The 25,333-nt window shown below is 53.0% G+C and carries 22 protein-coding genes and 3 pseudogenes; 16 read left to right on the forward strand and 9 right to left on the reverse strand.

Annotation, left to right across the window (positions count from 1 at the left end):
* Window positions 1–196 precede the first annotated feature (196 nt).
* The 5 genes from nudI to AC0T7J_RS11140 all read right to left on the reverse strand — a co-directional run bounded on the left by nudI (window position 197) and on the right by AC0T7J_RS11140 (window position 7,459).
* The gene (gene nudI, locus AC0T7J_RS11120) at window positions 197–622 is read right to left on the reverse strand and encodes a nucleoside triphosphatase NudI (protein ID WP_022624355.1); all 426 of its coding nucleotides are present in this window, start codon (window positions 620–622) and stop codon (window positions 197–199) included.
* 319 nt (window positions 623–941) lie between these two features.
* Complete coding sequence (locus AC0T7J_RS11125) at window positions 942–2,168, reverse strand: MdfA family multidrug efflux MFS transporter (protein ID WP_473794152.1); 1,227 nt, start codon at window positions 2,166–2,168, stop codon at window positions 942–944.
* 78 nt (window positions 2,169–2,246) lie between these two features.
* Window positions 2,247–4,601: a GNAT family N-acetyltransferase gene (locus AC0T7J_RS11130; RefSeq protein ID WP_473794154.1), complete on the reverse strand. Its 2,355-nt coding sequence runs from the start codon at window positions 4,599–4,601 to the stop codon at window positions 2,247–2,249.
* A gap of 1 nt (window position 4,602) precedes the next feature.
* Window positions 4,603–5,895 (reverse strand): lysine N(6)-hydroxylase/L-ornithine N(5)-oxygenase family protein, encoded by a 1,293-nt coding sequence (locus AC0T7J_RS11135; protein ID WP_473794156.1) that lies wholly within the window; start codon window positions 5,893–5,895, stop codon window positions 4,603–4,605.
* Between the two features lie 10 nt (window positions 5,896–5,905).
* The gene (locus tag AC0T7J_RS11140; RefSeq protein WP_473794157.1) at window positions 5,906–7,459 is read right to left on the reverse strand and encodes a pyridoxal phosphate-dependent decarboxylase family protein; all 1,554 of its coding nucleotides are present in this window, start codon (window positions 7,457–7,459) and stop codon (window positions 5,906–5,908) included.
* Between the two features lie 440 nt (window positions 7,460–7,899).
* Here AC0T7J_RS11140 and AC0T7J_RS11145 point away from each other — a divergent pair, with 440 nt between their 5' ends.
* Window positions 7,900–8,211, forward strand: coding sequence for a type II toxin-antitoxin system HigB family toxin (locus tag AC0T7J_RS11145; protein ID WP_010247063.1), 312 nt, complete (start codon window positions 7,900–7,902; stop codon window positions 8,209–8,211).
* Complete coding sequence (locus AC0T7J_RS11150) at window positions 8,208–8,621, forward strand: helix-turn-helix domain-containing protein (protein WP_473794160.1); 414 nt, start codon at window positions 8,208–8,210, stop codon at window positions 8,619–8,621. Before AC0T7J_RS11145 ends, AC0T7J_RS11150 begins: the two co-directional genes overlap by 4 nt.
* A 206-nt stretch (window positions 8,622–8,827) precedes the next feature.
* Here AC0T7J_RS11150 and AC0T7J_RS11155 read toward each other — a convergent pair.
* A pseudogene (locus AC0T7J_RS11155) lies at window positions 8,828–9,058 on the reverse strand (Tn3 family transposase); the annotation flags it as partial.
* Between the two features lie 2 nt (window positions 9,059–9,060).
* On the opposite strand from AC0T7J_RS11155, the pseudogene AC0T7J_RS11160 reads away from it, so the two are divergent.
* The 5 genes and pseudogenes from AC0T7J_RS11160 to AC0T7J_RS11180 all read left to right on the forward strand — a co-directional run.
* A pseudogene (locus AC0T7J_RS11160) lies at window positions 9,061–9,294 on the forward strand (recombinase family protein); the annotation flags it as partial.
* A 56-nt stretch (window positions 9,295–9,350) separates the two neighbouring features.
* Entirely contained in the window at window positions 9,351–11,591 is a 2,241-nt protein-coding gene (locus tag AC0T7J_RS11165; RefSeq protein WP_473794162.1) for a glycoside hydrolase family 108 protein, read from the forward strand.
* Between the two features lie 89 nt (window positions 11,592–11,680).
* Window positions 11,681–11,965, forward strand: coding sequence for a hypothetical protein (locus AC0T7J_RS11170; RefSeq protein WP_473794163.1), 285 nt, complete (start codon window positions 11,681–11,683; stop codon window positions 11,963–11,965).
* A gap of 131 nt (window positions 11,966–12,096) precedes the next feature.
* Window positions 12,097–12,789 carry a hypothetical protein gene (locus AC0T7J_RS11175; protein WP_473794165.1) on the forward strand — a complete coding sequence of 231 codons (693 nt, stop codon included), beginning with the start codon at window positions 12,097–12,099 and terminating at the stop codon, window positions 12,787–12,789.
* Between the two features lie 160 nt (window positions 12,790–12,949).
* Window positions 12,950–13,507 carry a hypothetical protein gene (locus tag AC0T7J_RS11180; protein WP_473794166.1) on the forward strand — a complete coding sequence of 186 codons (558 nt, stop codon included), beginning with the start codon at window positions 12,950–12,952 and terminating at the stop codon, window positions 13,505–13,507.
* 100 nt (window positions 13,508–13,607) lie between these two features.
* Here the strand turns inward: AC0T7J_RS11180 and AC0T7J_RS11185 are convergent, their stop codons facing one another.
* The 3 genes from AC0T7J_RS11185 to AC0T7J_RS11195 are packed head-to-tail and all read right to left on the reverse strand — an operon-like array spanning window position 13,608 to window position 15,800.
* Window positions 13,608–14,990: a PTS ascorbate transporter subunit IIC gene (locus AC0T7J_RS11185; protein WP_473794168.1), complete on the reverse strand. Its 1,383-nt coding sequence runs from the start codon at window positions 14,988–14,990 to the stop codon at window positions 13,608–13,610.
* Window positions 14,991–15,029: 39 nt separating this feature from the next.
* Entirely contained in the window at window positions 15,030–15,302 is a 273-nt protein-coding gene (locus AC0T7J_RS11190) for a PTS sugar transporter subunit IIB (RefSeq protein WP_003855084.1), read from the reverse strand.
* A gap of 48 nt (window positions 15,303–15,350) precedes the next feature.
* Entirely contained in the window at window positions 15,351–15,800 is a 450-nt protein-coding gene (locus AC0T7J_RS11195; RefSeq protein ID WP_473794171.1) for a PTS sugar transporter subunit IIA, read from the reverse strand.
* Between the two features lie 576 nt (window positions 15,801–16,376).
* Here AC0T7J_RS11195 and AC0T7J_RS11200 point away from each other — a divergent pair.
* The 9 genes and pseudogenes from AC0T7J_RS11200 to AC0T7J_RS11240 all read left to right on the forward strand — a co-directional run bounded on the left by AC0T7J_RS11200 (window position 16,377) and on the right by AC0T7J_RS11240 (window position 25,309).
* On the forward strand, window positions 16,377–17,111 hold the full coding sequence (locus tag AC0T7J_RS11200) for a GntR family transcriptional regulator (protein ID WP_473794173.1): 735 nt from the start codon (window positions 16,377–16,379) through the stop codon (window positions 17,109–17,111).
* A 546-nt stretch (window positions 17,112–17,657) separates the two neighbouring features.
* Window positions 17,658–18,656 carry an MsnO8 family LLM class oxidoreductase gene (locus AC0T7J_RS11205; RefSeq protein WP_473794175.1) on the forward strand — a complete coding sequence of 333 codons (999 nt, stop codon included), beginning with the start codon at window positions 17,658–17,660 and terminating at the stop codon, window positions 18,654–18,656.
* A gap of 23 nt (window positions 18,657–18,679) precedes the next feature.
* Window positions 18,680–19,831 carry an amidohydrolase gene (locus tag AC0T7J_RS11210; protein WP_473794176.1) on the forward strand — a complete coding sequence of 384 codons (1,152 nt, stop codon included), beginning with the start codon at window positions 18,680–18,682 and terminating at the stop codon, window positions 19,829–19,831.
* A 79-nt stretch (window positions 19,832–19,910) separates the two neighbouring features.
* On the forward strand, window positions 19,911–21,224 hold the full coding sequence (locus AC0T7J_RS11215) for an LLM class flavin-dependent oxidoreductase (protein WP_473794178.1): 1,314 nt from the start codon (window positions 19,911–19,913) through the stop codon (window positions 21,222–21,224).
* A gap of 11 nt (window positions 21,225–21,235) precedes the next feature.
* On the forward strand, window positions 21,236–22,177 hold the full coding sequence (locus AC0T7J_RS11220; protein ID WP_473794180.1) for an ABC transporter substrate-binding protein: 942 nt from the start codon (window positions 21,236–21,238) through the stop codon (window positions 22,175–22,177).
* 10 nt (window positions 22,178–22,187) lie between these two features.
* Window positions 22,188–22,700 (forward strand): GNAT family N-acetyltransferase, encoded by a 513-nt coding sequence (locus AC0T7J_RS11225; protein WP_473794182.1) that lies wholly within the window; start codon window positions 22,188–22,190, stop codon window positions 22,698–22,700.
* Window positions 22,701–22,709: 9 nt separating this feature from the next.
* The gene (locus AC0T7J_RS11230; protein WP_473794184.1) at window positions 22,710–23,636 is read left to right on the forward strand and encodes an amino acid ABC transporter permease; all 927 of its coding nucleotides are present in this window, start codon (window positions 22,710–22,712) and stop codon (window positions 23,634–23,636) included.
* On the forward strand, window positions 23,620–24,414 hold the full coding sequence (locus AC0T7J_RS11235; RefSeq protein WP_473794186.1) for an amino acid ABC transporter ATP-binding protein: 795 nt from the start codon (window positions 23,620–23,622) through the stop codon (window positions 24,412–24,414). Before AC0T7J_RS11230 ends, AC0T7J_RS11235 begins: the two co-directional genes overlap by 17 nt.
* Window positions 24,411–25,309, forward strand: a pseudogene (locus AC0T7J_RS11240) (ABC transporter substrate-binding protein). The gene AC0T7J_RS11235 and the pseudogene AC0T7J_RS11240 overlap by 4 nt, the downstream one beginning before the upstream one ends.
* The last annotated feature ends 24 nt before the right edge of the window (window positions 25,310–25,333 follow it).

Raw genomic sequence — 25,333 nt, forward strand, 5'->3', positions numbered from 1 at the left:
GATAAACGTTCAAAGTATAAATCGGCATCCATTGCCAGAGCAGGGAGCCCATGAATAGAGTGTAAGATGAGGCAGTGTTGAAACAATGGACATGCCAGAAAACGCTGAAGTTTTCCATTGCATCAGCACTGCCCCGTTTAGCTAAAATCGTACTTAAATTATCGATAGACTTTTAAGGAGATCCTGCAATGCATATTCAGATAAGTCCTTTTTGGCTAAACGTAATCCGGGTGGCTTCATTCAGATCAATGTTTTTTAAAGCCTCAGGTTCTACCCAGATAATCTCCTGAAACTCTTCATTGAAGGTTATTGTTCGGTTTGCGCTCAGACAATCAAAGATAAGATAGATCATATAAATTTCTTCAGTCATTCCATCAGAATAGGTTTTTATTCTGACATCATCCCGAAACGTCCAGGGTGTGATATTTGTTATCTTGAGCGCCTCGCCTAATTCTTCCCTGATTTCCCGCTTTAATGCTTCTTCGATTGTTTCACCTGGCTCCATTCCGCCGCCTGGCAAAGCCCACTGTCCAGGAAAAACACCCCTGTCAGATGCCATTTTACATAGCAAATATTTACCCTCATTTTGAATGACTGGGCACACAATGACTCTCTGTCGCATTACTTCTCCTTATTGATGTTAAAAATTCCAGATCTGAAATGGGCGGTTCAGAAGGCCGATAGTTGTTTTGTCATTTTTCTGGTCATACTTACCGCTCAACAGCTTAGCGAGACAATGTTTTTGACACCGATGTCACAAAAGTGGCATCCCTGTTATAAAAAACCAGGAAGCACTCTTAAGAATTCTCAAATCAGAAAGATTATAACCATGGATGTTGTAAGGGTATGGTGCGGCGATCACGCTTTAATGATGCCGTAATCGGATTCTTTATGGTTAGCAGTGCGGGCAAGCACTGTATCGCACTGCTAAATATATTCGATTATTCCGCGCACAATTTCCGCTGGCCTGCACGCAGAAAAGCGCCGACCAGAACCAGCCACAGCAGACCGCAGATCAGGTTCACCACACTGAAGCCGCCGGTGCCGTAACTAAAATAGGCGGTTTTGGCTGCTTCAATGCCCAGGGCAATAATCAGAATACTCACCATGCCGAGCATCGCTGCCACGCTGCCTTTTCCGGCGCTGCTGGAAAAAAGCGTCATGCGATAGAGTCCGGCACTGACCAGCCCGGCGCCGAAGCCGTAGAGGCTAATTCCGGCAGTCAGCCACAGATAGCTTTGCGGATGTAGCACGGTAGCGGTGACTGCGATTGCCAGCCCGCAGACCACCGGCCAGGCACCGAGCCGTAACGGCTGTTCAATGGGCAGACGGCTGGATAAGCGTCCCAGCGTCAGGTTGCCCGCAATCATGGCGGCGAAGACCGGCAGCTGTAATAACGCATAGTTGATGCGGCTGAGTCCCGCATCGTGAATTAAAATCACCGGCGACAACGCGACCCAGGCGATGCAGGGCACGGTGACCAGCCCGATGGCCAGCGAGCCGCGCATCACCTGACGATCCTTCAGCAATGCCGCGTAACCGCTGATGATTGATCGCAGCGACAGCGGTTTCTGCCGGTCACCTGCGGTTTCGGGCATCGCATACCACAGACCCGCCAGTGCCAGCGCCGCAACAGCGCCAATCAGCCAGAACAGGGTGCGCCATTCACCCACGGTAAGGAAAGCCGCGCCCGCCAGCGGACCGGCCAGCGGGGCCAGCAGGGCGACGTTGGCCATCAGCGCCATTATTTTGATGCTGAGCGATTCCATAAAGGCCTCCTGCACCGCCGCGTAGCCTACCGCGCCAATAAAACAGAGGCTGACGCCCTGCAGAAAACGCAGCAGGACGAACTGCTCAATGCTTTGCACCCAGTACGTCGCCACACACGAGAGCATAAAAAAGGCCACGCCGCTGAGCAGCACCGGACGCCGCCCGATGCGGTCAGAGAGGGGGCCAAGCAGCCATTGCAGCATAATGCCACCGGCCAGATAGGCGGTAAGCGAAGTGGAGACCCACTCCGGCCCGACCTTAAATTCCTGAGTCACCAGCAGCATGCCCGGCTGGATCATGTCGTGAGCGATATAGGTGGCGAACTCAAACAACACCAGCGACAGCGGAAAGATCAGATGTCGTCGGGTCAGTTGCGCGACCGGTTCGAAAAAAGCCATTACAGATACCTGCGATAAAGCCATTAAAAAAAGCGGCCACCAGGGTGACAGCATAATTTCAGCGTGACGGTGTAACGCTTATCGCCAGCGGGCGATCGGGTTGATCAGCGTTCCGGCAAACTTGAGGTTTTCAGCGGGATCGGCGAGGTTTATCATCTGCTGGTTATTCGCCAGCTGCAGGCGGTTCAGGCAGGAGCGGGTAAACTCCGGCGCGAACATGTCATAGCGCGCGAACTTTGTGGCATGCTCCGGGTGCGCCTGCTGGTAATCCTTCACGCACTGCGCTACCGCCTGCCAGAACGCTTCCTCCGGCAGCGTTCCTGACTGATGCAGGATCGCGCTGATAAAGCGGAAGATGCAGTCAAACACATCGGTGAAGATTGAGAGCAGCTTCAGGTTCTCTGGCACATCCACCGCCAGACGCTGCACGCCTTCCGGCAGCACCGCATCAGGATTCATCACGGCGATCTCTTCGCCGATATCCTTCATGTATGCACTGACCGGCACGTTGTTCTCCAGCAGCATAATGAGGTTTTCACCGTGCGGCATAAACACCAGGTCATGCTGATAGAAGCAGTGCAGCAGCGGGCTGAGATAGCAGGTCAGGTAGTGTTCTATCCACTGCTTCGCGGGCAAACCAGAATCCGCTATCAGCGCAGGCAGCAGTGCCTGCTGATGGTGGTCGACGTGCAGGAAAGAGGCCATGGTCATCAGACGCTGACCGGGTTGCAGGCTGGCCGCAGGATTATCCCGCCAGAGGGCAGCAAACATCTTTTTATAGGCGGAGTCGCCTTTGATCGCCTGCTCATAGTAGCGGTTATGATAGCCGACCGCCGCGACTTCGCGCAGGATGCGGAAATCACAGCGATTCAGCCACGCATCGCCAGCAACCAGTTGTTCCAGCCAGCCGTTTATCGCGGGCGTTGTCGCCATATAGTAGGGCGACAGACCGCGCATAAAGCCCATGTTCAGCACCGACAGGGCGGTTTTCACGTAGCGCTTCGCGGGCTGGCTGCGGTTAAAGAAGGTGCGGATCGACTGCTGCGCCTGGTAAGCATCGTCTCCGGTGCCAAGATAAACAATATCGTGACTGGCGATGTCCGCCGCAAACACGGTCAGCAGCTTGTTCTGCCACTGCCACGGATGCACCGGCATCAGGATATACTCCTCAACCGTCAGCCCTTTATTCACCAGCTGCGCAGTAAACTGCTCCAGGATGGTGTCGCCCAGTTCATCACGCATCAGCTGCTCATAGCTCAGCTCACTGAGGCTGGAGAAATGGGCGTTGCGGCGATGAACCGCGACCCAGATGAGGTGAACGGGCGCGGCGGCCTCGGGCGCATACGCCAGATAATCATGGGCATCGAAGCCAATACGCCCGTTGTTGGCAACAAAGCAGGGATGGCCTTCGGTCATCGCCGCTTCCACCGTCTGGAAATCGGCTGAGACCAGCGCCTGGCTGTCAGGATTATTCTTTTGCAGCTTATAAACGCTGCTGCACAGGGTGCTGCTGATCTCTTCCATGTAGGTCGCCAGCAGCGCCTGTGTAATACCGATCTCGCCGTTAAACTCCACGATAAACTTCAGCGCATCCAGCGGCAGATCACGACCGTTCTCCTGCTTGCGCAGTGAGCCGGCGTCGATTTCCCAGTGATCCAGCGCCAGCCGCGACGCCCGGAAATGGTAGCTCGCTTCACCGCCTGGCACCGCAAGCTGATAGCTGCCGTTGCCCGACGCCTGTGGCGTAATGATTTTTTCATGCGCGAACTCGGCAATCGCTTTACGGATCAGCATGCGGTTTGCCTGCGCCCAGTGGTCGCCCGTCAGATGTGTACCGTTCATTAGCGAAGAGGGGATGTTCATAGTCTGCGACTCCTGCAGTAACGCGTGTTGATAATCTTCCCGCTGGCAAAAGGCCAGCCAGGCGGTTTTATGACCCATGTTGATGGTGTGCTGATAGCGGAACCCGGCACGCTTATTCAGCACATGAATCTTCTCATTGCGCACATCCGGCTCTACCACCACGCGGCGCACTTCGGGGCGGCTGAACATGTAGTCCATCACCAGCGTGAAGACCTGCCAGCTGAAGGCTCTGATTGGCTGGCTGGCGGGGGCAATCAGAATATGCATGCCGTAATCATCGGGTGCGGCAGGATAAAATTTGCCGACCTCATCGTCGCAGGCGCGATAGCACTCAATCAGGCAGACCGGCTGGTCGTTGCAGCAGCCAATCAGCGCAGCATGAGGATCGGCTGCGGTCAGCGTCTGATAAAACGCAGCGACCTGGTTCAGGCTCTGCTGCTGCATGCCCCAGAAGCGGGCGTAATCGTGGGTGACCCAGTTGTGGATCAAGGGCGCATCGCTGGCGAGCATGGGCCTCAGGGTGAACTGGCCTGCGGGGCGGGCGGCGCTGAACAGTGTTTGTGAACTCATCTCAGTGCTCCGATTTAGCCGGGAAGGTCTGGAAGGCAATCTGACGCTCGATCGGGTAGACCTCGCGTCCGGTCAGTTCGCGCAGCAGCACCGAGTTGCGGTAGCAGGCCATACCGAGATCCGGCGTAACAAAGCCGTGGGTGTGCAGTTCGGCGTTCTGCACGAAGATCTGATTGTGATAATCGATGCTGTAGTTGCGCTGTACGTCGTAGCGGCCTTTGTCATCCCAGCGCAGGCGGGCGCTGATACCCTCTAAAAACATCGGTGGCTGGTAGTGATAGCCGGTCGCCATCACCAGTCCTTCGGTGCGACGGGTGAAGCTGCAATCCTGCTCCTCCTGATGCAGCGTCAGTTCGAACTCTCCCTGCGGCAGCCAGCGCATAGCGGTTAGTGCCGAGTGAGTAAACAGGTTAACGTTGAGATCGCCGTCGAGCTGTTTGACATACATCAGGTCATAAATATCGTTAATCAGGCTGCTGTTGATGCCTTTGTAGAGATTCTTGTGGCGCGCATTCAGTTCGTCACGGGTGCTGGCGGGCAGGGCGTGGAAATAGTCGACCCATTCCGGCGAGGTCATCTCCAGCGTGAGCTTGGTGTACTCCAGCGGATAGAAGCGCGGCGCGCGGGTGATCCAGTTGAGCTGATAGCCAAAGCGGTCGATATCGGTCAGCAGGTCGTAGTAGATTTCTGCCGCGCTCTGGCCGCTGCCCAGCACGGTGATGGAACGCTTCTGCTGCAGTTCGGCTTTGTTGACCAGATAGTGGCTTGAGTGCGTAAGGCGCTGGCGGTGCGGCTGGCTGCACTCCGGCATCCAGGCTTTAGGCCCGGTGCCGAGGATCAGATGTCGTGCCAGATAGTTCTGTTTCTGGCCATTCCGGGTGTCGGTCACCTGGAGTTGATAGACGCCAGCCGTCTCATCGTAGCTGACATACTCAACGTGGCTGTTCCAGCGCAGATTAGAGAGCCGTGAACTGGCCCACTGGCAGTACTGATTATACTCTTTGCGCATCAGGAAGAAGTCTTCGCGGATATAAAAAGAGTATAATTTCCCCTTTTCCTTCATGTAGTTAAGCAGGCTGTAAGGGCTGGTCGGATCGGCGAGCGTCACCAGATCGGCCATAAACGGCGTCTGCAGATGGGCATTTTCCAGCATCATGCCGGTGTGCCAGTCAAAGCCCGGGTTCTCATCCAGGAAAAGACCGTTCAGCCCCTCAACCGGCTCACTCAGACAGGCCAGGCTCAGGTTAAAAGGACCGATACCGATACCAATAAAATCGTAAACGGAATTATTCATTTCAGAGCTCTCACTGTTTCGCCGCGTTCAGCGCAGACGCACGTACCTGCTCGCGGCCATAGTGCGCGATCAGGCTCAGCACATCTTCGATGTCGGCGATGGTCGTGGTGGGATTTAACAGGGTGAATTTCAGGTACTGACGCCCATCGACTTTGGTTCCGGCAATCACTGCGTTGCCGGAGCGGAAGAGCGCTTTACGGATAGCGGCGTTGATTTCGTCGATCTGTGCGTCGCTGGCGTTTTTGCCGGGCACGTAGCGGAAAATCTGGGTGGTCAGCTCAGGCGCGTGCAGCACTTCGATAGCAGGATGCGCAGTTAACCGCTCATGAGCCGCCTGTGTCAGCTCTATCAGCGTATCGAAAGCGTCACCCAGCGCCGCCGGACCCATCACGCGCAGTGTCAGCCACATTTTCAGCGCATCAAATCGGCGGGTGGTCTGAATGCTTTTGTTGACCAGATTCGGTGTGCCTTCCTGCTGGGCGCTGAGCGGATTCAGGTAATCCGCATGGTGTGTGACATGCTTCAGGTTGTGGCTGTCCCGCACGAAGAATGCACCGCAGCTGACGGTCTGGAAGAAAGATTTGTGATAATCGACGGTCACGGAATCAGCCCGTTCAATGCCATTCAGGCGTGAGCGATGATTCTCTGAGACTAGCAGCCCACAGCCGTAGGCGGCATCAACATGCATCCACAAACCATAATCGTCACAGAGACGGGCAATCTCCGGCAGCGGATCGATGCTGCCAAAGTCCGTGGTGCCGCTGGTGGCAACCACAGCAATCGGGATCAGCCCTTCACTGCGACATTTTTCGATCTCCTTAGCCAGGCACGCTGCGTCCATACGGTAGTGGGCATCGTGATCAACGGCGATAACTGCGTCATAGCCCAGCCCTAAAATCGCCATCGATTTCTGGATGCTGAAGTGGCTGAGTTTTGAGGTAAACACCCGCCATTTCGACGCGGTCTCAGGCAGGCCGCGATGCTTAATCAGATGCCCCGGATGATGCGCTGCGCACCAGCTATCACGCGCCAGCAGCATTGCCATCAGGTTGGATTGGGTGCCGCCACTGGTGAAGATCCCATCAGATCCGGCAGGCAGACCGATGCGGCCAAGCGTCCAGTCGATCACCTTCTGCTCAATCAGCGTACCGCCTGCGCTCTGATCCCAGGTGTCGACCGAGCTATTCACCGCCGCCATAATCTGCTCAGCCATCAGAGAGGGCAGCACGACCGGACAGTTCAGGTGCGCCAGGTATTTAGGGTGGTGAAACCAGACGGCGTCACGAAGATAGAGCTGGCTCAGCTCTGTCAGGGCGTCATCGTTATTGCCCAGCGGACGATCGAGATCGACCTCACTGAATTCCGCCGCCAGTTCATGGGGCAGGATACCGCTGAAAGGTTTCTCAACGTCGGTAACGGTACGGGTCATCAGCGCCAGCACTTCCTGAGTCTGCTGCGACCAGGCCGCCAGTTGCTGATCGTTAAAAATAGCCGTTTCGGCACCGCTGGCGTTGGATGCTGGCGCGAGATCCTGTGCCGCCTGAGTGGATGAGCGTAAAAGCATGTTCAGTTCCTGTGCGTTAATACCAGTGACCCTGCCGACGCAATGTCAGCAGTGTTGGATGTCCGCTCAACAACTCCAGTAAACATAAAACTAACTAACCAGATAAAAACCCTGACCATTAAGTGGATTAGAGTTTTCACCTTAAAAAGAGTAAATGCCGCATATTATTTGTGGATAAGGCAGCGTTAAACGCTTTGTTATATGCGGATGAGAGTGTAAATGTTAATCATTATCATTCAATTGTTTTGTTGTTAAATTTTATTTATTAGTATGTCTAATGTTGTAAGTGTGATGTTGATCACTTTTCTCGATCGGAATAGTCCTTTTTTTACGCGGTTTAGCGCCAGCAATTCATTAAGGACTCATCTGCGTGTGTTCCAAGTTGGAAACATTAGCTTCGTGGGTTAGAATGTTTCCAACATGGAAAGTTTGAGAGAAAAATGCATATCATCTCAAGAGGGCCGTTCAGGGAAGCGGCAATAATTTATCCAAATCATGCTTCCGCACTGGATGCGGCTTATCTGGTCCTCAGGGATGAAAACTTTGCCACGCCAGATGCGCTGAAAATTCGCTTTCAGAGCCTTGACCGCATGAAGTACCGGGAAAAGTGGTGGGTAATCGATGTGGGCGGAAACAGCCTGAGGATCATGTTCTATGCTGACTTTGATCGAGGCAAAATTTTTATCAAGCACATCGTGACGCATGCGGAATATGACAAACTGGTGAAGAAGTACCGGGAGAGTAAAGAATGATTACCGAAGCAATCCAGGCGACCAATGACCTGGTCAGAATTGTTCCCTTTCTGGGAGGCAGTACCGATAAAAGGGACTACGAGCAGGCGCTGGAACTGGTTGAATATCTGGTTGAGCACCAGCCGGACAGCCCGTTAGTAGAGATACTGTCTGATAAGGTCGCTCGATACGAAAACAGCGCCCCTGAGTTTGCTGCGTTTAACGCGCGTACTGATGCTATGCCGCGCGGAGTGGCACTTTTGCGGGTCATCATGGATCAGCACGGCCTGACTCAATGCTCTTTTGCGGATGAAATAGGGCAGCGCTCTTATGTCAGTCGTATCCTGCGTGGTGATCGCCCCCTGACGGATAAACATAAAGCCCGACTGGCAGCGCGTTTTAACCTGCCGTTTGAAGTGTTCGCTGAATAACTGAGCCTGAACTTATATGAGTGCGGTTTTTTTTCTGGAAATTGAATAACGATTAGGGCTCAAATCTGGCTGGAAGGGTAAATCACTCCTGCACTCATTCCTGAATTAGCACCTTCCTTATGACATCTTTGCGAGCGACAATAATGACGAAGGCCTCCGGCAAATACCCAGAAAGGGCTAACAGGGGTCAGTTTGAATATCGAAAATTATTGTACGTTAAGGTTGTTTTTAGACCTTTCTACTTTAGCTGGTCTCAGCCGACGAAACTTTCCGGAAGCCGATATCAGGTTGTTATTCCAGATATAATTCCCTGCCAGATTGATGTGCTTCCAGCCTAACGGCGACAAATGCGACATCTGTTGATCGTTGATTTTCAGCCTTTTACGCTTCCGGGCATTGACCGCTCTTTCCATATAGACGGTATTCCATAGCGAGATAAAAGGGCTGGCTGAGCCGCCGCCAGCGCCAAAATCAGGGAATTGAAAGGGCCCATAGGCTGGGTTAATACCGGGGAAATCAGGTCGATCATGAACGGCATCAGAAAGTTCTGTACTACCGGCAGGTCAAGAAACTGAGCATCCGTGAAACGGCAGGCGCGACAGGATACAGCCCCTCCCAGATATACCGCGTTCAGGCACCATACCGGCAATCACAAATGGCAAATTTAGGTTAAGCCACGTCAGGTGTAAGATGGACGGTATTAGACCACATAAACTAAAAGGATTTTCTATGTCACAAATGGAAAATAGCCCGCAGCTCCCGGCCATCCGCTGGCCGGTGCCGAAAAATAACCGGGGCGGAGAGTTCAGCAATCTTGAGGAAATGCTGGCGCATCTGGAAGGCGAGGCTGCCGGGCACTGGCTGATTGGCCGCAATGGTATGTGGCACGGCGGTATCCACATCAGTGATAACACCACACCGTGGTGTGCGCTCAGCGGTCAGGCGATGAATGAGGGGGTGGATTTCCCGGTACCGTTTAAGGGGGAGCAGGCCGTGCGATGCATGGCGGACGGTGAGGTGATGGCGTACCGGATAAACCGGGATTACCTCAGCGTGCCGTGGCACTGGGGGGATTTACGTTACTCCGGGTCTTTTGTGCTTATTCGCCACCGTGTTCAGCCAGGGAAAACAGCAGAGAGCGGGCTGACCTTTTACACCCTGTACATGCATCTCGCGCCATGGCTGGCATACCCGGAGCAGGACAGTACAGCGTTTAAGGTGGCAGACGGCCAGCACCTGAGTGCATATATCGACACGTCACGGCAGTGGGTGGCGGCAGTACTGCCGTCCGGGACACGGGTGACATGGGATAAAGCGGTAAGCGCCGACACAATGACCGGAAGCAACGGGCGGCAGTATGCGCATGTCACGCTGGCGGAGCCGGTTACTGGCAGTATGAGCCTGAAACCCGGCGACCGTGTGTGGACTTTGTGTGATAAAGGTAATCTGGTTTCGGCCCGTGACAGAGCCACCCGTCCAGCATGGTGGTCTCCGTTCCTACCGCCGTCACGTGAAACAGTGCAGTTTGATAAGGTAGTGTGCCCAACCCGTTACCCGATTAAGGCCGGGGACCCGGTGGGTCATCTGGGATATTTTCAGGTGCCCGGTGAGGACGGGCATAAAAAACGCTATCAGGTGCATATCGAATGCCTGACGACTGATGATCTGCCGCACTTCCTGAGCAACCCGGAAAACGTGGGGCGCGACACTCCCATATTTGCCCGCTGTCCGAAGGACATTCCGGTGTACCTGCAATTCAGCGGTGATGAAATACAGAAGGGCCTGATAACCACGCAGTCCCAAACGGTGATGGCGCTGTCCGGGCAGGCGTTGACTGACAAAGGAGGTAAACGTTACTGGAAGAGCAGGTCGTCGCGCGGGTTACTGGCGGAGTCGGATATGCAGCTGCTGTCCCGGTATGATCTAGCCGGTCGGGGTTTTGAGACGACAGAAGACAGCCCATCGAGCTTTGACCATCTCGACGGGAAGACGCAACCGAAAGGGTTGGTGAAAACGATTTTTGAGCGGTTTTTCAGCGTGGTGGACAATGACGGGAAGCCCTACAGCAAGGCGGTAGCGTTCAATTACCGGCAGTTGCTGGACAAGATTGACGGCGCTAAATCCAGCTGGTATTACCCGGAGCAGTACCGGCGGGCGGTACAGAATCCGTCAATGCGCGATCACCTGTACCGTACGTGTGTGAAACATCCCAGTGAGTGGTACTACTCGTCAGAAGATCCGATATGGAAATCTTTTTTATCAACCACGATGAAGAAGGAATCGCCGGAATGGTACGCCTACAGCGTGAAGATTCTGACGGACACGCGCTGGATGCACCGTGTGGCAGGGATGGTGGAAAATCCTTGGCATATGCACCCGCTGGTTTTTCTGGATGCGATAAGTGTTACAAAAGATCAATGCAAACAATTATTTAGTAAAATATCGGGAGTCATCCTTCGTCATGAAGGTGGATATGTTAATGATCCTGATGATAAAGGCGGCGAAACAAACATGGGGATCACTATAGGGACATGGAATCGTTTCTCTATGAAAGATCTTGGAATACCTGCATCATCCGGCACTCTGAAAGCCATGACGAAAGAACAAGCTGAAATTATATATTATAATAATTTCTGGGAACCAAAAGGTTTTTGTAAAATAGAAAACACAAAGTTGGCTCTAATGATATATGACTGGACGGTGACTTCTCGCTGGGCTGTCAGAGAAGTTCGTTCATTATTGCACAATGAGTATAATAAAAAACTGTCCATATCAAATATAATGGATGATGATATGATTCATTGTATCAATGCTATTGAGCAGCAGGATACGTTCCTTAACAAATTAGCCCAATATAGGAAAGACTATTATAAGTCATTAACCATGACCAATGGTCAACAAAACAACCAGATAAAATACCTTAAAGGCTGGCAGGCTCGCGTTGATGATTGTTTGAGGGTTTCAGTATGAAATATATATGCATGGGGTTTTTGATTTTTTGTACTAATTCTTTTTCTCAGGATGTCTCCGGGTGTTGGAAAAACGAAGGCAATTCATCTATGTATGATTTTATTATCCATGATGATAAGGGGAAATTATCAGGAACTTATTGTTTCATTAACGAAAATGGAAACAGGATTGATTGTGATAAAAACAACTCCATAATCAACGGATCTGTTGATAATGGATTCGGAACTATATCGTTTGGCGGAAGTGGTGAAGGTAAACTGATTTATAATCATGATGATTTAACATTGAAAATGATTGATTCTACACCTTTCGACGATTTCAATATGCATATCCCTGAGGAAATAAAATTCTTGAGATCGAATGAATGTAAATAACGAAACTAGTGGGCAAACCCTACAGCAAGGCGGTAGCGTTCAATTATCGGCAGTTGCTGGACAAGATTGACGGCGCTAAATCCAGCTGATATTACCCGGAGCAGTACCGTCGGGCGGTACAGAACCCGTCAATGCGCGATCGCCTGTACCGTCTGTGCGTGAAACATCTCAGTGAGTGGTACTACTCGTCGGAAGATCCGATATGGAAATCATTTTTAATCAACTACGATGAAGAAGGAATCGCCGGAGTGGTACTCCTACAGCGTGAAGATTCTGACGGACACGCGCTGGATGCACCGTGTGGCAGGAATGGTGGAAAATCCATGGCATATGTATCCTCAGTTATTCTTGACGCACTTAGAGAGAAGATAAAACAGGGATGGGCACATAGCCCCTTTACTGAGTTGTTGAGGAGCGTTAAGTCAAAAAATGATTACACAGCCTACAACCGAACCTGGCCGCATCCTAAACCTACATATTCCCAGGCTTATTACAATACGAACCTGACTTCGATGACTCTAAGTCAGGTTATGGCAGCCCAAAAGACACACGATATGTTTGCCAATGGTCGATTCCAGATTATCCCGAATACTCTAAAAGTGGCTGTTAGATCGCTTAATCTGGATGTAAATGCTTTATACGACAATGAGATGCAGGTCCGAGTTTTTGAAGAATATCGTATTAACATAAAGCGAAAACCAATTATCAATTACCTGGAAAGGAATAGGAGCGTTGAAGATGCTGCTTATGCTTGGGCGCTAAAATTTGCATCAGCAGGTTTACAAAAAGGCAGGGAGATTAGCCGCGATCCCAATGAATATTAGAGAGATGCTGACGGAAATATAAAGCTTGATGATCGTAACAGGAAAATTCATAAACCACGTTGGGCGCAGGAGAATGGCGTATCTAACTACTCAGGCGATGGATTAAACAAAGCTCATATTATGCCTGATGTAATGATTAAAATACTGTAGGCGTCCAAAAATGCAGACAGGTAAATTGAGAATTATTCCTCAAGTTTTCTTGGTTAAAAACACCGAAGTTGGCTCTCCACAGTTTTCGGATTTTAAAGTAGAAAAAAATGAACAATTTACAAAAGTACTATTTCTGACGAATAATCAAAAGGCATTCACCAATAAATGGCAACTTATAATGCAACATGAGCTTTCTAAACCTGTGAATTTCTCAAGGCATTATCGATTATATCTATCATGGAATGGTGAGTTACCTAAAGAGTGTGGTGATGATAGGTGGGTTTGCGGCTGGATTTTAGATAAAAAAACTGGTGAAGTCGTATCTACTCTCCCTGAGCTTAATGGCAACACGGCTTACTTCTCGTACAGCGACAATGGCACACCTCGCCCGGATGAGTTCTCCCCTCAATATAACCAGTTAGCTCTATGTTATGGATCGCAGGCACTAATGTGCCTGCTAAAGGAAGTGGTAATGATGAATGCTCCATCATTACCTACAACTTCAAGAAAAACCAGTTCACACCATTACTTCATACCGGATGTGAAGTGGACAGGGGTGATGATATGAACTCTCATAACTAGAGTGCAAAGAGCATTTTTCCGTACTAGTGGGGTATGGCCCCGTTCAATGCTAATAAAAAGGATCTTCCTGAGATCCTTTTTACGCCTTAATTACCACACCCTGCATTCGTTTCTACAGGCGCCTTCTTTTTAGCCGTAAAGTTATAAATCACTAACAAGCCAAAAATGCCGGTGATAATCATGGTGATGGTTCCCTTATCCATAAAGTGAGCCATATGACCCAACAGGATGCCGGTGACGCCGAAGTCGGTATCCGAGAAGGTGGTGTTGGTCAGCCCTATCTGTCCGAGTACCGGCAGCAGGGCGACAGGCAGGAAGGTGATTAACAGGCCATGAGCAAAGGCACCGCAAATCGCCCCACGCTTGCCGCCGGTCGCATTACCAAACACGCCCGCCGTAGCGCCACAGAAGAAGTGAGGAACCACACCCGGCAGAATTAATACCCAATGCAGCTGACCGAGAACAAACAGCCCCACCAGGCCACCGACAAAGCTGGAGATAAAGCCCACCAGCACCGCATTCGGGGCGTAGGGGAAGACAATCGGGCAATCCAGCGCCGGTCTGGCTTCCGGCACCAGTTTTTCTGAAAAGCCGGTAAAGGCAGGGACAATTTCAGCCAGGATTAAGCGCACACCCTGCAGAATGATAAAGACGCCCGCCGCAAAGGTAATGGCCTGGATAAAGGAGTAAACCAGGTAGTTCTGACCATTGCTGAAATTAGCCTCTACATATTCTTTACCGGCAGACACCGACAGGATTAAGTAGATAATCATCATCGTCAGAGAGATCGAGATGGTACTGTCGCGCAAAAAACTGAGGTTTTTTGGCATGTTCATCTCTTCGGTGGATTGAGATCCTTTGCCTACTAAAGAGCCGATCCAGCCTGATAAGACATAGCCAATTGTCCCGGTATGCGCCAGCGCGACATGGTCGCCACCAATGATCTTACGCATATAGGGCTGGGCGATCGCCGGAAAGGTGGCCATCAGAATGCCCAACAGCAGTGACCCGGTGTAAATAAGCTGAATACCTTCAAAACCGGCAACCGATAAAATAATCGCGATCATACAGGCCATATAAAATGTCACATGCCCAGAGAGGTAGATATATTTCAGTCGGGTGAAGCGAGCGACAACGATGTTGGCGACCATGCCGAAGGCCATGATCATCGTGGTAGGCGCGCCATATTTTGCCAGAGCGATAGAGACCATCGCTTCGTTATTAGGAATGATGCCCTGAACATCAAATGCATGTTTGAAAATGTCGCCCAGTGGCGTCAGTGAACCGACCAGAACGGTCGCGCCACCTGCCAGTACCAGGAAGCCCAGAATAGTTTTTACCGTGCCCTTGATAACGTCAGGAAACGGCTTCTTCTGCGCAATCAGTCCGAAAAATGCCACCAGTCCGACTAATATAGAGGGCACTTTCAGCACGTCGACGACGAACTGCAAAAGATTTTGAGTAAACATATTAACCTCGAGGGTAAGGTGTTTATCTAATTATCAGCGTCAGTTTTTCTCAAAATACTCGCGTATTTTCTGCTCCACTTCTTTCAGGTCAATGATGTTATTGATGATGATGACCTTCTGTTCAGGAAGGTTTGCGCTATAGGCAATGTCTTTTGCCATAACAAAAACATCCGCCACATCGGGGGTGACAGAGCCGAGATCCGAATGTTCCACTTCAGCTTCAACACCGATCGTTTTAAGCACTTTCTTGATGTTCATTTCCATCATGAAGCTGCTGCCTAAACCTGAACCACATACCGCCATAATTTTCATATCAAACCTCATTAACTAATGATTAAAAGTCGCGTTTCAACGGGCAGACTAAACGTCTGATAAAATCGTCATGAGCGCTTCTTTGCTGCTCGCATTGAATATCCGCGTCATGATCTCTTCATCGGACAGCACTTCCGCCAGCTGGGAAATCATTTCGATATGGCTATTACTGTCCGGTGCCGCAAACATGAAAATGGCCTTCACCGGATCGTTCTCTTCGGCGTCAAACTTCACTGCTGTACCCAGCAGCACAATCGACAACCCCAGTTTGTGTGCGCCCTGTTCCGGGCGCGCATGAGGCATGGCAATCTGCGGCGCGATAACAAAAAAGGGACCGATCTCCTCTTTTTGCTGAATAATCGCATCAATATAATCCTGCGATATTGCGCCCTCACTGAGCAGAGGACGTCCCGCAATAACTAACGCTTCCTGCCAGTCAGTCACGCTTTCGACGTACTGGATTTTCTCTTTATTTAACCACTTAGCCAGGTGTGACATCGTCTTACTCCTCCTGTTTAAATGCGCGATAAAAATTTAACTGAACGCATAAACCGTGTGGCGCTTGCCCGCTCCCGGTTGTGCATGACCCATCTCATATAAAATTTTCTCAACCGGAACAGGGTCTGTTATGCATTCCGATTTTCATAAATTCCTGAGTATGTACAGTCAGTTTCCCTCTAAACCCCCGTTATCACTTTTCCAGATAAACTTTCTGTCAGCAGATCGACACAAAAATCGAATCTAGTAAAAAGACGTAACATCCTTAAAGTTCATTATTTTCATTGGGTTATTAAAAAAATACTTTCTCATTGTTCAGATGGGGTTATATTTCACCTTCGCCATCACATCTGTACATGTTAAAGATGTCTAGTCATCCTGATGATGTCCTTCGACGTGTACGGACACAACATGTAAAGTTAAAATATTGCTCATCAGGCTTAACGTCAGTGCCAATTTGATAAGTTGATCACATATTCAGCTAGCGGAAGTGGTACTCATCCGGCAATGTCAGGCAGAACTGTACTGACACGGATTAGAGGGAGTCTGTCCCTCACTCAAACAGGAAGAAAGCCAATGGTTGATGGCATTACTGAAAAGCAAAAAGAGGTTGTTGATTACATCCTCAATAAAATTAAGGATGATGGCCTTCGACCTGGAGAAAAACTGGATACCGAAATATCAATTGCCAAAAATATCGGCATTACTCGCGCAACGGTGCGAGAGGCCACTCGCATTCTGGTGGAGCAACAAAGAATTTACCGGGTTAAAGGGTCGGGTATTTTTGTCGGTTCTACGGAGATGAGTAGCCAGGCGAACCGATATCATGTGCTTTCACCCTTTGATTATCAGGCTCAAAGGAATGGCCATAAAGGTGTAAGAAAAATCATTTCGGTCAGCATCATCAAGGTTCCTTCAGCGGATATAGCCCAGGCGCTGCGTATAAAGAACAGCGATCAGATCTATAAGATTCTACGCCTGATGTGTTTCGATGACATCCCGGTGGCGCTGGAACATATTCACCTGCCGGTCAATATGTTTAGCAGCATGGAGTTCAGCAAGCTGGAATTGTCAAAATACGCCTACATAGAAGAAGTTACCGGTAAGAAAGTGCAGCTAAGGGACCAGCATTTAACGGCCGTCAATCTTACGGATACACAGCCGCTTATTCTGCTTAATTTAGCGGCAGGGGATGCTGTCATTCAGCTTAACGAGACCGTTTATCTCGATGATGGTGTTCCCTGTGAAGTCAATGTGGCGATTATCAACACCCGCTATTTCCCGTTGAAACAAAACTCGCAACGACCTTAGGAAAAACATCGTGTTTCTGGCCTCAATACTATTGCTGTGCCCGGATATGGCCTATGAGACAGATTCATGCCCGGTTTACATCTCTCATTACAGTAGAGGATCTTAATTCCGGATAATGCGCAAGGCCCTGTAAAACATCTGGCTGTTGCATTAAATCATCTCTGACTCAATTACATTCTACATATGCTTATTTGCACATCTGGCGGCTCGCGTTTCTCCAGCCTGTGAAGAAGGTACTTCAATGTACTGTATTCATACTGTCTTAAATTCCGGGAGCGCCAGCGCATAAAGCGCTTCATTCGTAAGACGATTTTCTGCAAACCTTTGCCAGTTCACCGATTTTACTCACCTGAATATCAGGCAACGAATAGCGTTATACGCAAAATATCTGCCTGATTCGCTGTTTCAGCGTCCGTTTGCCGCCTTTCACTTCTCACTGTTCTCCATTATGACGAAATCAATAATGCATAAAACAATATGATGTTTTACCAATGATCGACTGCGCAGCACACTGGTCTGCAACCGGAATGAACAAGGACCAGGTGAATGGCATATCGATTAAGTCTGTTAGATAAAGCGCCCGTGCTGCAGGGTGAATCACCTACCGCGGCGCTGCAGCGTACGCTGCAGATGGCGCAGCGGGCAGAGGAGTGGGGGTATCACCGCTTCTGGCTGGCGGAACATCACAACACCGCGCAGCTGGCCAGTCCTTCACCGGAAATATTGATCGCCTGGATCATTGCCCAGACCCGACATATACGCGTCGGATCGGGCGGGGTCATGTTGCAGCACTACAGCCCTTATAAAGTGGCAGAGAACTTTAATCTGCTCGCTTCGCTGGCACCGGGCCGCATTGACCTCGGCGTGGGTAAAGCGCCTGGCGGACTTCCACTCTCCACCCATGCACTGCAACAGGGTGTTGATGCCGCTAAAAAAGGGAGCTTTGCCGAACAGCTTCAGCTGCTGGATAGCTGGCTCAAGCCCTCACAGGCCCATCCCGACGACGAGGGCTTAGCCGCCACGCCACTGCCGCCACGTCCGGCGAACCGTTTTCTGCTGGGTGCCAGTGAAGAGAGCGCCCGGCTGGCCGCCAGTCTGGGCTGGCAGTTTGTCTTTGCCGCTCACCTTAATGGTGACCGCCAGTTGCTGGAGCACGCGCTGAGTACCTACTCCCGCCTCAGCCAGGGTCAGCGCGCACTGGTGGCAGTACAGGTGGTGGTAGCCGACTCACCCGCCGGGGCGGAACTGCTGGTTGCTCATCTTCGTCACTACCATGTAGCGGTGAAAGATGGCCCGAGCGTCAACGTCGCCAGCCTTGAGCAGGCGGAGCGCTATGTGCGTCAGGGCGGATACCGCGATTATCAGATTGAGCCGCGCACGCCGTCACTTCTGAAAGGCACGGCGGCGCAGGTTCATGCCCAGCTGGACGCGCTGCATCATAATTTTGACATTGATGAGTTCGTTATCGACACGCCGATTACCGAGCCGGTTGCGCGGCTGCAGTCACTTGAACTGCTGGCCACGCATCATCTGGTCGCAGCCTGAATCCCCGTCAGTGGAGAGTCATCATGAACCCTGAGTCACAACTGATTGAATGGCGACGCGAACTGCACACCTGGCCGGAGCTTTCGGGTCAGGAGTTCGCCACCACCGCGCGACTGCGGGGCTGGTTGCAGGCGGCGGGTATCCGGCTGCTGGACTATCCCCTGGAAACCGGCGTGGTGGCAGAAATTGGCAGCGGAGAGACGGTGATCGCGCTGCGCGCCGACATCGATGCGCTGCCGATCCATGAGGCGAGCGGGGTGCGTTTTCACTCCCGCCATCCTGGCGTGATGCACGCCTGCGGCCACGACCTGCACAGTGCGGTGATGCTGGGCGCGGCGTTACAGCTCAACGCACAGCCCGATCTATTACCTGGCCGGGTGCGCATCCTGTTCCAGCCCGCTGAAGAGATAGCGCGCGGTGCGGGTCAGTTTATTGAGGCAGGCGTACTGGATGAGGTGCAGGCTATCTTTGGGATGCACAACGAGCCGTCGCTGCCCGTTGGCACCTTTGCCACCCGCAGCGGGGCGTTCTACGCTAACGCTGACAAATTTGTTATCCGCGTCACCGGCAAAGGCGCACATGCCGCGTATCCGGAGCAGGGTGTCGATAGCATTGTGACGGCCAGTCAGATTATCCAGGCGTTACAGGGGCTCACCAGCCGCAGTTTCAATGCCCTGGACAGTCTGGTACTGAGCATTACCCGCATCGACGGTGGCAAAAGCTGGAACGTATTACCCGGTGGCGTTGAGTTTGGCGGCACGGCCCGAACCCACGATTTACAGGTGCGCGCCGAACTGGAACAACGGGTGCGCACGCTGGTTGAGCACTTCGCCGCAGCCAATGGCGCGCAGGCAACCCTGAGCTGGCATCCTGGCCCGCCAGTGTTGATCAACGATGCGCACTGGGCGACCTTCAGCAGCGAAGTGGCGCAGCAGGCGGGCTATCGGGTGCAGACCGCCGATCTCCATCTGCTGGGTGAGGATTTTGCCTTTTATCTGCAACAGGTGCCGGGGGCGTTTGTCAGCATCGGCAGCGCCAGTGACTTTGGTCTGCACCATGCCAGCTTTACTCCGGATGAAGCGCTGATTGCGCCCGCCGCCGACTACTTCGCCCGACTGGCCCGCCAGGCGCTGCAACATCTTAACGCGCGATGTCGTGAAGCCATTCTGAACTGAATTCATCTGCAACCCGCTAAATCACGACGGTTCTGACCCCCGTCGTCGGGCATCGCTACGACTAAAAAGAGAGAGCATCATGACCACAAGACAACTTCGGCTGGGCACTATTCTGCATGGCGCATCGGGAAACATGTCCGCCTGGCGCCATCCGGCGGCGCAGGCCGATGCCAGTATTAATCTGGATTACGCTAAAAAAATCGCCCGCAAGGCGGAGCAGGGAAAACTCGATTTTCTGTTTGTCGCCGACGGGTTGTTTATTAACGAAAAGTCGATCCCGCACTTTCTGAATCGCTTTGAGCCGCTGACGCTGCTCTCGGCGCTGGCGGGCGTCACTGAACATCTGGGGCTGGTCGGCACGGTATCGACCTCTTACAGCGAGCCGTTCACCGTGGCGCGTCAGTTTGCCAGCCTTGATCATCTCAGCGGCGGGCGTGCAGGCTGGAACGTGGTGACGTCACCGCTGGAAGGCTCGGCCAAAAACTTCTCACGCCAGCAGCACCCGGAGCACGCGTTGCGTTACCGCATTGCCGATGAGTATCTGCAGGTGGTGAAAGGATTGTGGGATTCGTGGGAGCAGGATGCTTTTGTCCGTGACAAGGCGAGCGGACAATTTTTCGATCCTGCGAAGCTGCACACGCTCGATCATCACGGTGATTTCTTCCAGGTGCAGGGGCCGCTGAACATCGCCCGCACGCCGCAGGGTCGTCCGATTATCTTCCAGGCGGGCGCGTCCGACGACGGTAAAAAACTGGCGGCGCGTCATGCTGACGCCATCTTCACCCATCAGCCGACACGTGAAGAGGCGCAGGCATTTTATCAGGATGTGAAACAGCAACTGGTGGCGAATGGCCGTCAGCCAGAAGACTTACATATTTTCCAGGGTGTCAGCGTGATTGTTGGCGATGATGCCGGGGACGTGGAGCGCCAGTATCAGACCACGGCGGCGCTGGTGTCGATTACCGATGCGCTTAACTACCTCGGGCGTTTCTTCGACCATCACGACTTTTCTCAGTACCCACTGGATCAGCCGTTCCCGGATATCGGTGACATTGGTCAGAACAGCTTCCGCAGCACCACCGACGAGATCAAACGCAAAGCACAGCAGCATGGGCATACCCTGCGCCAGGCCGCACTGGAAGCGGCAACGCCACGCCCGCTGTTTCACGGCACGCCGGAAGAGGTGGCGGATGGCCTGCAGCTCTGGTTTGAAACCCACGCCACTGACGGCTTCATCATTAACGGCGGCACGCCCGATACCTTTGAACGTTTTGTCGACCGCGTGGTGCCAGTTCTGCAGGCGCGCGGCCTGACGCGCCGCGACTATCCGGGCAGCACGCTACGCGACAGCTTCGCCCTGAAACAACCCGTTAATCAGTTCACCTCACAATAAGAGCACAAGCCATGAACAAAACATCGCGTCTTATCGCCCTGCTTATTCTGGCGGCCAGTAGCCATGCGCTGGCTGAAGATACCCGCGTCTCCTATAACGGCCAGCGCGTCAGCCTTGAAGCTAACAAAGCGCCGATCAATACCGTGAAGAATCCGGAGGCGATCGCGCAGCTGCCTGCGGGTCACCATTTTGTGGTGCCGGGTTCCTTTACCGTGGCGGTCGCCGCGCTGAATTCCCCGCCGTTAACGGTGTTTTCCGATGACAACAAAACGCTGCTTGGCAGTGAAGTGGATATTGCCCGGCTGGTGGCTGACAGCCTGGGATTAAAACTCAACGTGGTGCCAGCGTCCTGGGAAGACTGGCCGCTGGGCGTGGCCTCGGGCAAGTATGACGCGGCGATCTCCAATATTACCGTGACCAAAGATCGTAAAGAGAAGTTCGACTTCGCCACCTACCGCAAAGATTCACTGGGCTTTTATGTCAAAACCAGCAGCCCGATAAAGTCACTGACCAAAGCAGAAGATATTGCCGGGCTGAGGATCATTGTCGGATCCGGCACAAATCAGGAGGCGATCCTGCTGGCGTGGGATAAAGAGAATCAGGCTAAAGGCCTGAAAGCCTTTACGCCGGTTTATACCAAAGATGATGCCGCACAGACGCTGGCGCTGCAGGCTGGCCGGGCCGATGCCTACTTTGGTCCCAATGTGATTGGTGCCTGGAAAGCGGCACTGACTGGTAAAACCCGTCTGGTCGGCAGCGTCGATGGCGGCTGGCCTAAAGCGGCGCACATTGCCGTTACCGTGAAGAAAGGCAGCGGCCTGGCGGAACCGATCAGCACCGCGCTGAACGGCGTGATCGGCAATGGTGATTATCAGAAGGTGCTGAACCGCTGGGGTGAAGGTGTTGAGAAGATCGATCGTTCTGAAATCAATCCCGCCGGGCTGGGTGACTAAGGAGCTGACCATGAGTGAATCCACTTTTCGCGAAGTTTCACCCGACGCGCCGGAGTTACAACCGATCCTGGGCGGCCTGTTTGGTGAATATTCCGCACGCTATGGCGACTACTTTGCCCGTCATAAAGAGCAGGAACTGACGGAATGGTACCTGCCGCCACAGGGGCTGTTTATCGTGCTGGAGCGTGATGGCGAGATCATCGCGATGGGCGCCTATAAACCCTATGACCCGCAGACCGCCGAGCTGAAGCGCATCTGGACACGCAGTGATCTGCGCCGTCAGGGGCTGGCGCTGGTGGTGTTACAGGAGCTGGAGCGTCGCGCCTTACAGGCGGGTTATCAGCGCCTGTTCCTCACCACCGGTTTCCGACAGCCGGAGGCAGTGCGGCTCTATACCGGTCACGGTTATCAGCCACAGTTTGATATCAGCGGCGATCTGGAGCGGTACGGCCAGCCGCCGCACGATGGGCGACTGCGTTTTATTAAAGTGATCGGCGTCTATAACGTCGCCGCGGCGAGTTAAGGAGTGACGATGAGCAAACATCAACAGTTACAGGTGGTGCCGGCGCGTTATCCGGCACGCACCGCCGGGGCTATCGTGGCGCTGTTTATTCTGGCAGGCGTGGTGCAGTCAGTGGCATTTAATCCGCGCTGGGAATGGAGCGTGTTTGCCCGCTGGTTTTTTGATCCGGTGATCCTGCACGGTCTGGGTCAGACGCTGCTGCTGACGCTGCTGGGTACGGTATTTAGTCTGTTTCTGGGCGGTCTGCTGGCGCTGGCACGTCTCTCCTCATCGTGGCTGCTGAGCACGCTGGCATGGGGTTATATCTGGCTGTTCAGGTCACTGCCGCTGATTGTGGTGCTGATCATTCTTTATAACTTCTCCTATCTCTACGACACTCTGTCCGTCGGTATTCCGTTTACCGGCCTCTCCTGGGGGGCGTATCAGACGATTAACGTGCTGGGGCAGTTTCAGGCGGCCGTTATCGGTCTGACGCTGGTGCAGGCGGCCTACAGCGCGGAAATCATCCGTGGCGGGATCCTCGGCGTCGATCACGGTCAGGTGGAAGCCGCGTCCGCGCTGGGTCTCTCCGCCACACGCCGCACTTTCCGCATCATTCTGCCGCAGGCGCTGCGCGCCATTATTCCCACTGCGTTCAACGAGATCATCAGCCTGGCAAAAGGCACGTCCGTGGTTTATGTGCTGGCGATGCCGGAGCTGTTCTACACCATCCAGATGATCTACAACCGCAATCAGGAAGTGATCCCGCTGCTGATGGTCGGTGCCGCCTGGTATCTGATTATCACCACCGTGTTGTCCGTGATTCAGTACAACGCCGAACGCTGGATGGCCCGCAGTGTTACCCGTGAACCGCAACCGTCGCGCTGGCGACAATGGCGCAGCCGCGTCACGCCACTTCATCCGACCGAGGAGATCAGCCATGTCCGAAGCCATTGATTACCGCACCTCACACACGACCGGTGCCATCAGCATTACCGGCGTCAGTAAACGATTTGGTAAACATAAAGCGCTGGATGATGTCTCGCTATCGCTGGCCCCTGGATCAGTTACGGTCATCCTCGGGCCGTCCGGCTCCGGTAAATCCACGCTGCTGCGCACCATCAATCATCTGGAGCGGGTCGACGAAGGATTTATTCAGATTGATGGCAACTACATCGGCTATCAGCAGCGCGGCAACAAGCTGTATGAACTGAAAGAGAAGGCGATCCTGCGACAGCGCATCAACGTCGGCTACGTGTTCCAGAATTTCAATCTGTTCCCACACCTCAGCGTGCTGGATAACCTGATTGAAGCGCCGATTGCCCATCGTCAGTTAACGAAACCGGAAGCGATACAGCGTGCGGGTGAACTGCTGGATATTGTGGGCCTGCGGCATAAAGCCGATGCGTGGCCGCGTCACCTGTCGGGCGGTCAGCAGCAGCGCATCGCGATTGCGCGCGCGCTGATGCTCAATCCACGGGTGATGCTATTCGATGAGCCGACCTCGGCGCTGGATCCCGAGCTGGTGGGCGAAGTGCTGGATGTGATTAAAAAGCTGGCGCGTTCCGGCACCACGCTGGTGATTGTGACACACGAGATCGGCTTTGCCCGTGAAGTGGCGGACAACGTGGTCTTTATGGTGGATGGCCGGATTGTGGAGCAGGGCAGCACCACTCAGGTGCTCAGTAATCCGCGTCATGAACGCACCCGCCGCTTTCTGGCGCGCGTGTTATGAGGGCATTAACGTTAACGGTTCTGACGCTGCTTCCGGCGCTGGCCTGTTCTGCGGCTGAGAAGCTCGATGTCCTGCACAACGAGACGCCGATTCATGCACCGGCCAATCCGCAGGCAATCAGCAAGATTCCGGCCAATTACCGCTTTATCGAACCGGGCACCCTGACGGTCGCCACCTCGGCGACCAACTCGCCGCCGCTGTCGCTGCTGGCGTCTGACAACGTCACGCGGATCGGCAGCGATCCCGATATCGCCAGACTCCTTGCTGATAGCCTGGGCCTGAAACTCAGGCTGGTTCCGGCTTCCTGGGAGGACTGGCCACTGGGCATCAGCGCCGGGCGCTATGATGTTGCGATGTTCAATATTGCCGTGACCGAAGAGCGTAAGAAGAAGTTCGATTTTGCGACGTATCGCGCCGACAACCACGCTTTTGCGGTGAAAAGCGACAGCAATATCAGCAAAATTAATCGTCCGGCGGATATTGCCGGTAAGCGGATTATCGTCGCCTCTGGCACCAATCAGGAGCGTATTTTACTGAGCTGGGATGAGCAGAACCGGGCGAAAGGTCTGCCTGCGGTAACGCCGGTTTACCTTACCGATGATGCCTCCGCGACGCTGACGCTGCTATCTGGACGGGCAGATGCGATGTTTGGCCCTCACTCGATGGCGGCCTGGAAAGTGGCGTCACGCGGACAGACAAAGCTGTTGGCAGCGGGCCATTTCGTGCCTGGGTCGCCGTGACTACCAAAAAGGGCAATGGCCTGGCACCCGCGCTGCAGGCTGCGCTGGATGGCACCATCGCAGGCGGGCAGTATCAGCAGGTGCTGGCACGCTGGGGCGAACAGGATGAAGCCATTACTCAGTCCACGGTGAATCCACCCGGCATTGTTTACTGAGTCTGCAGAACCGGCTCGTCTGCT

The sequence above is a fragment of the Pantoea sp. E956-1 genome (genome assembly GCF_982223955.1).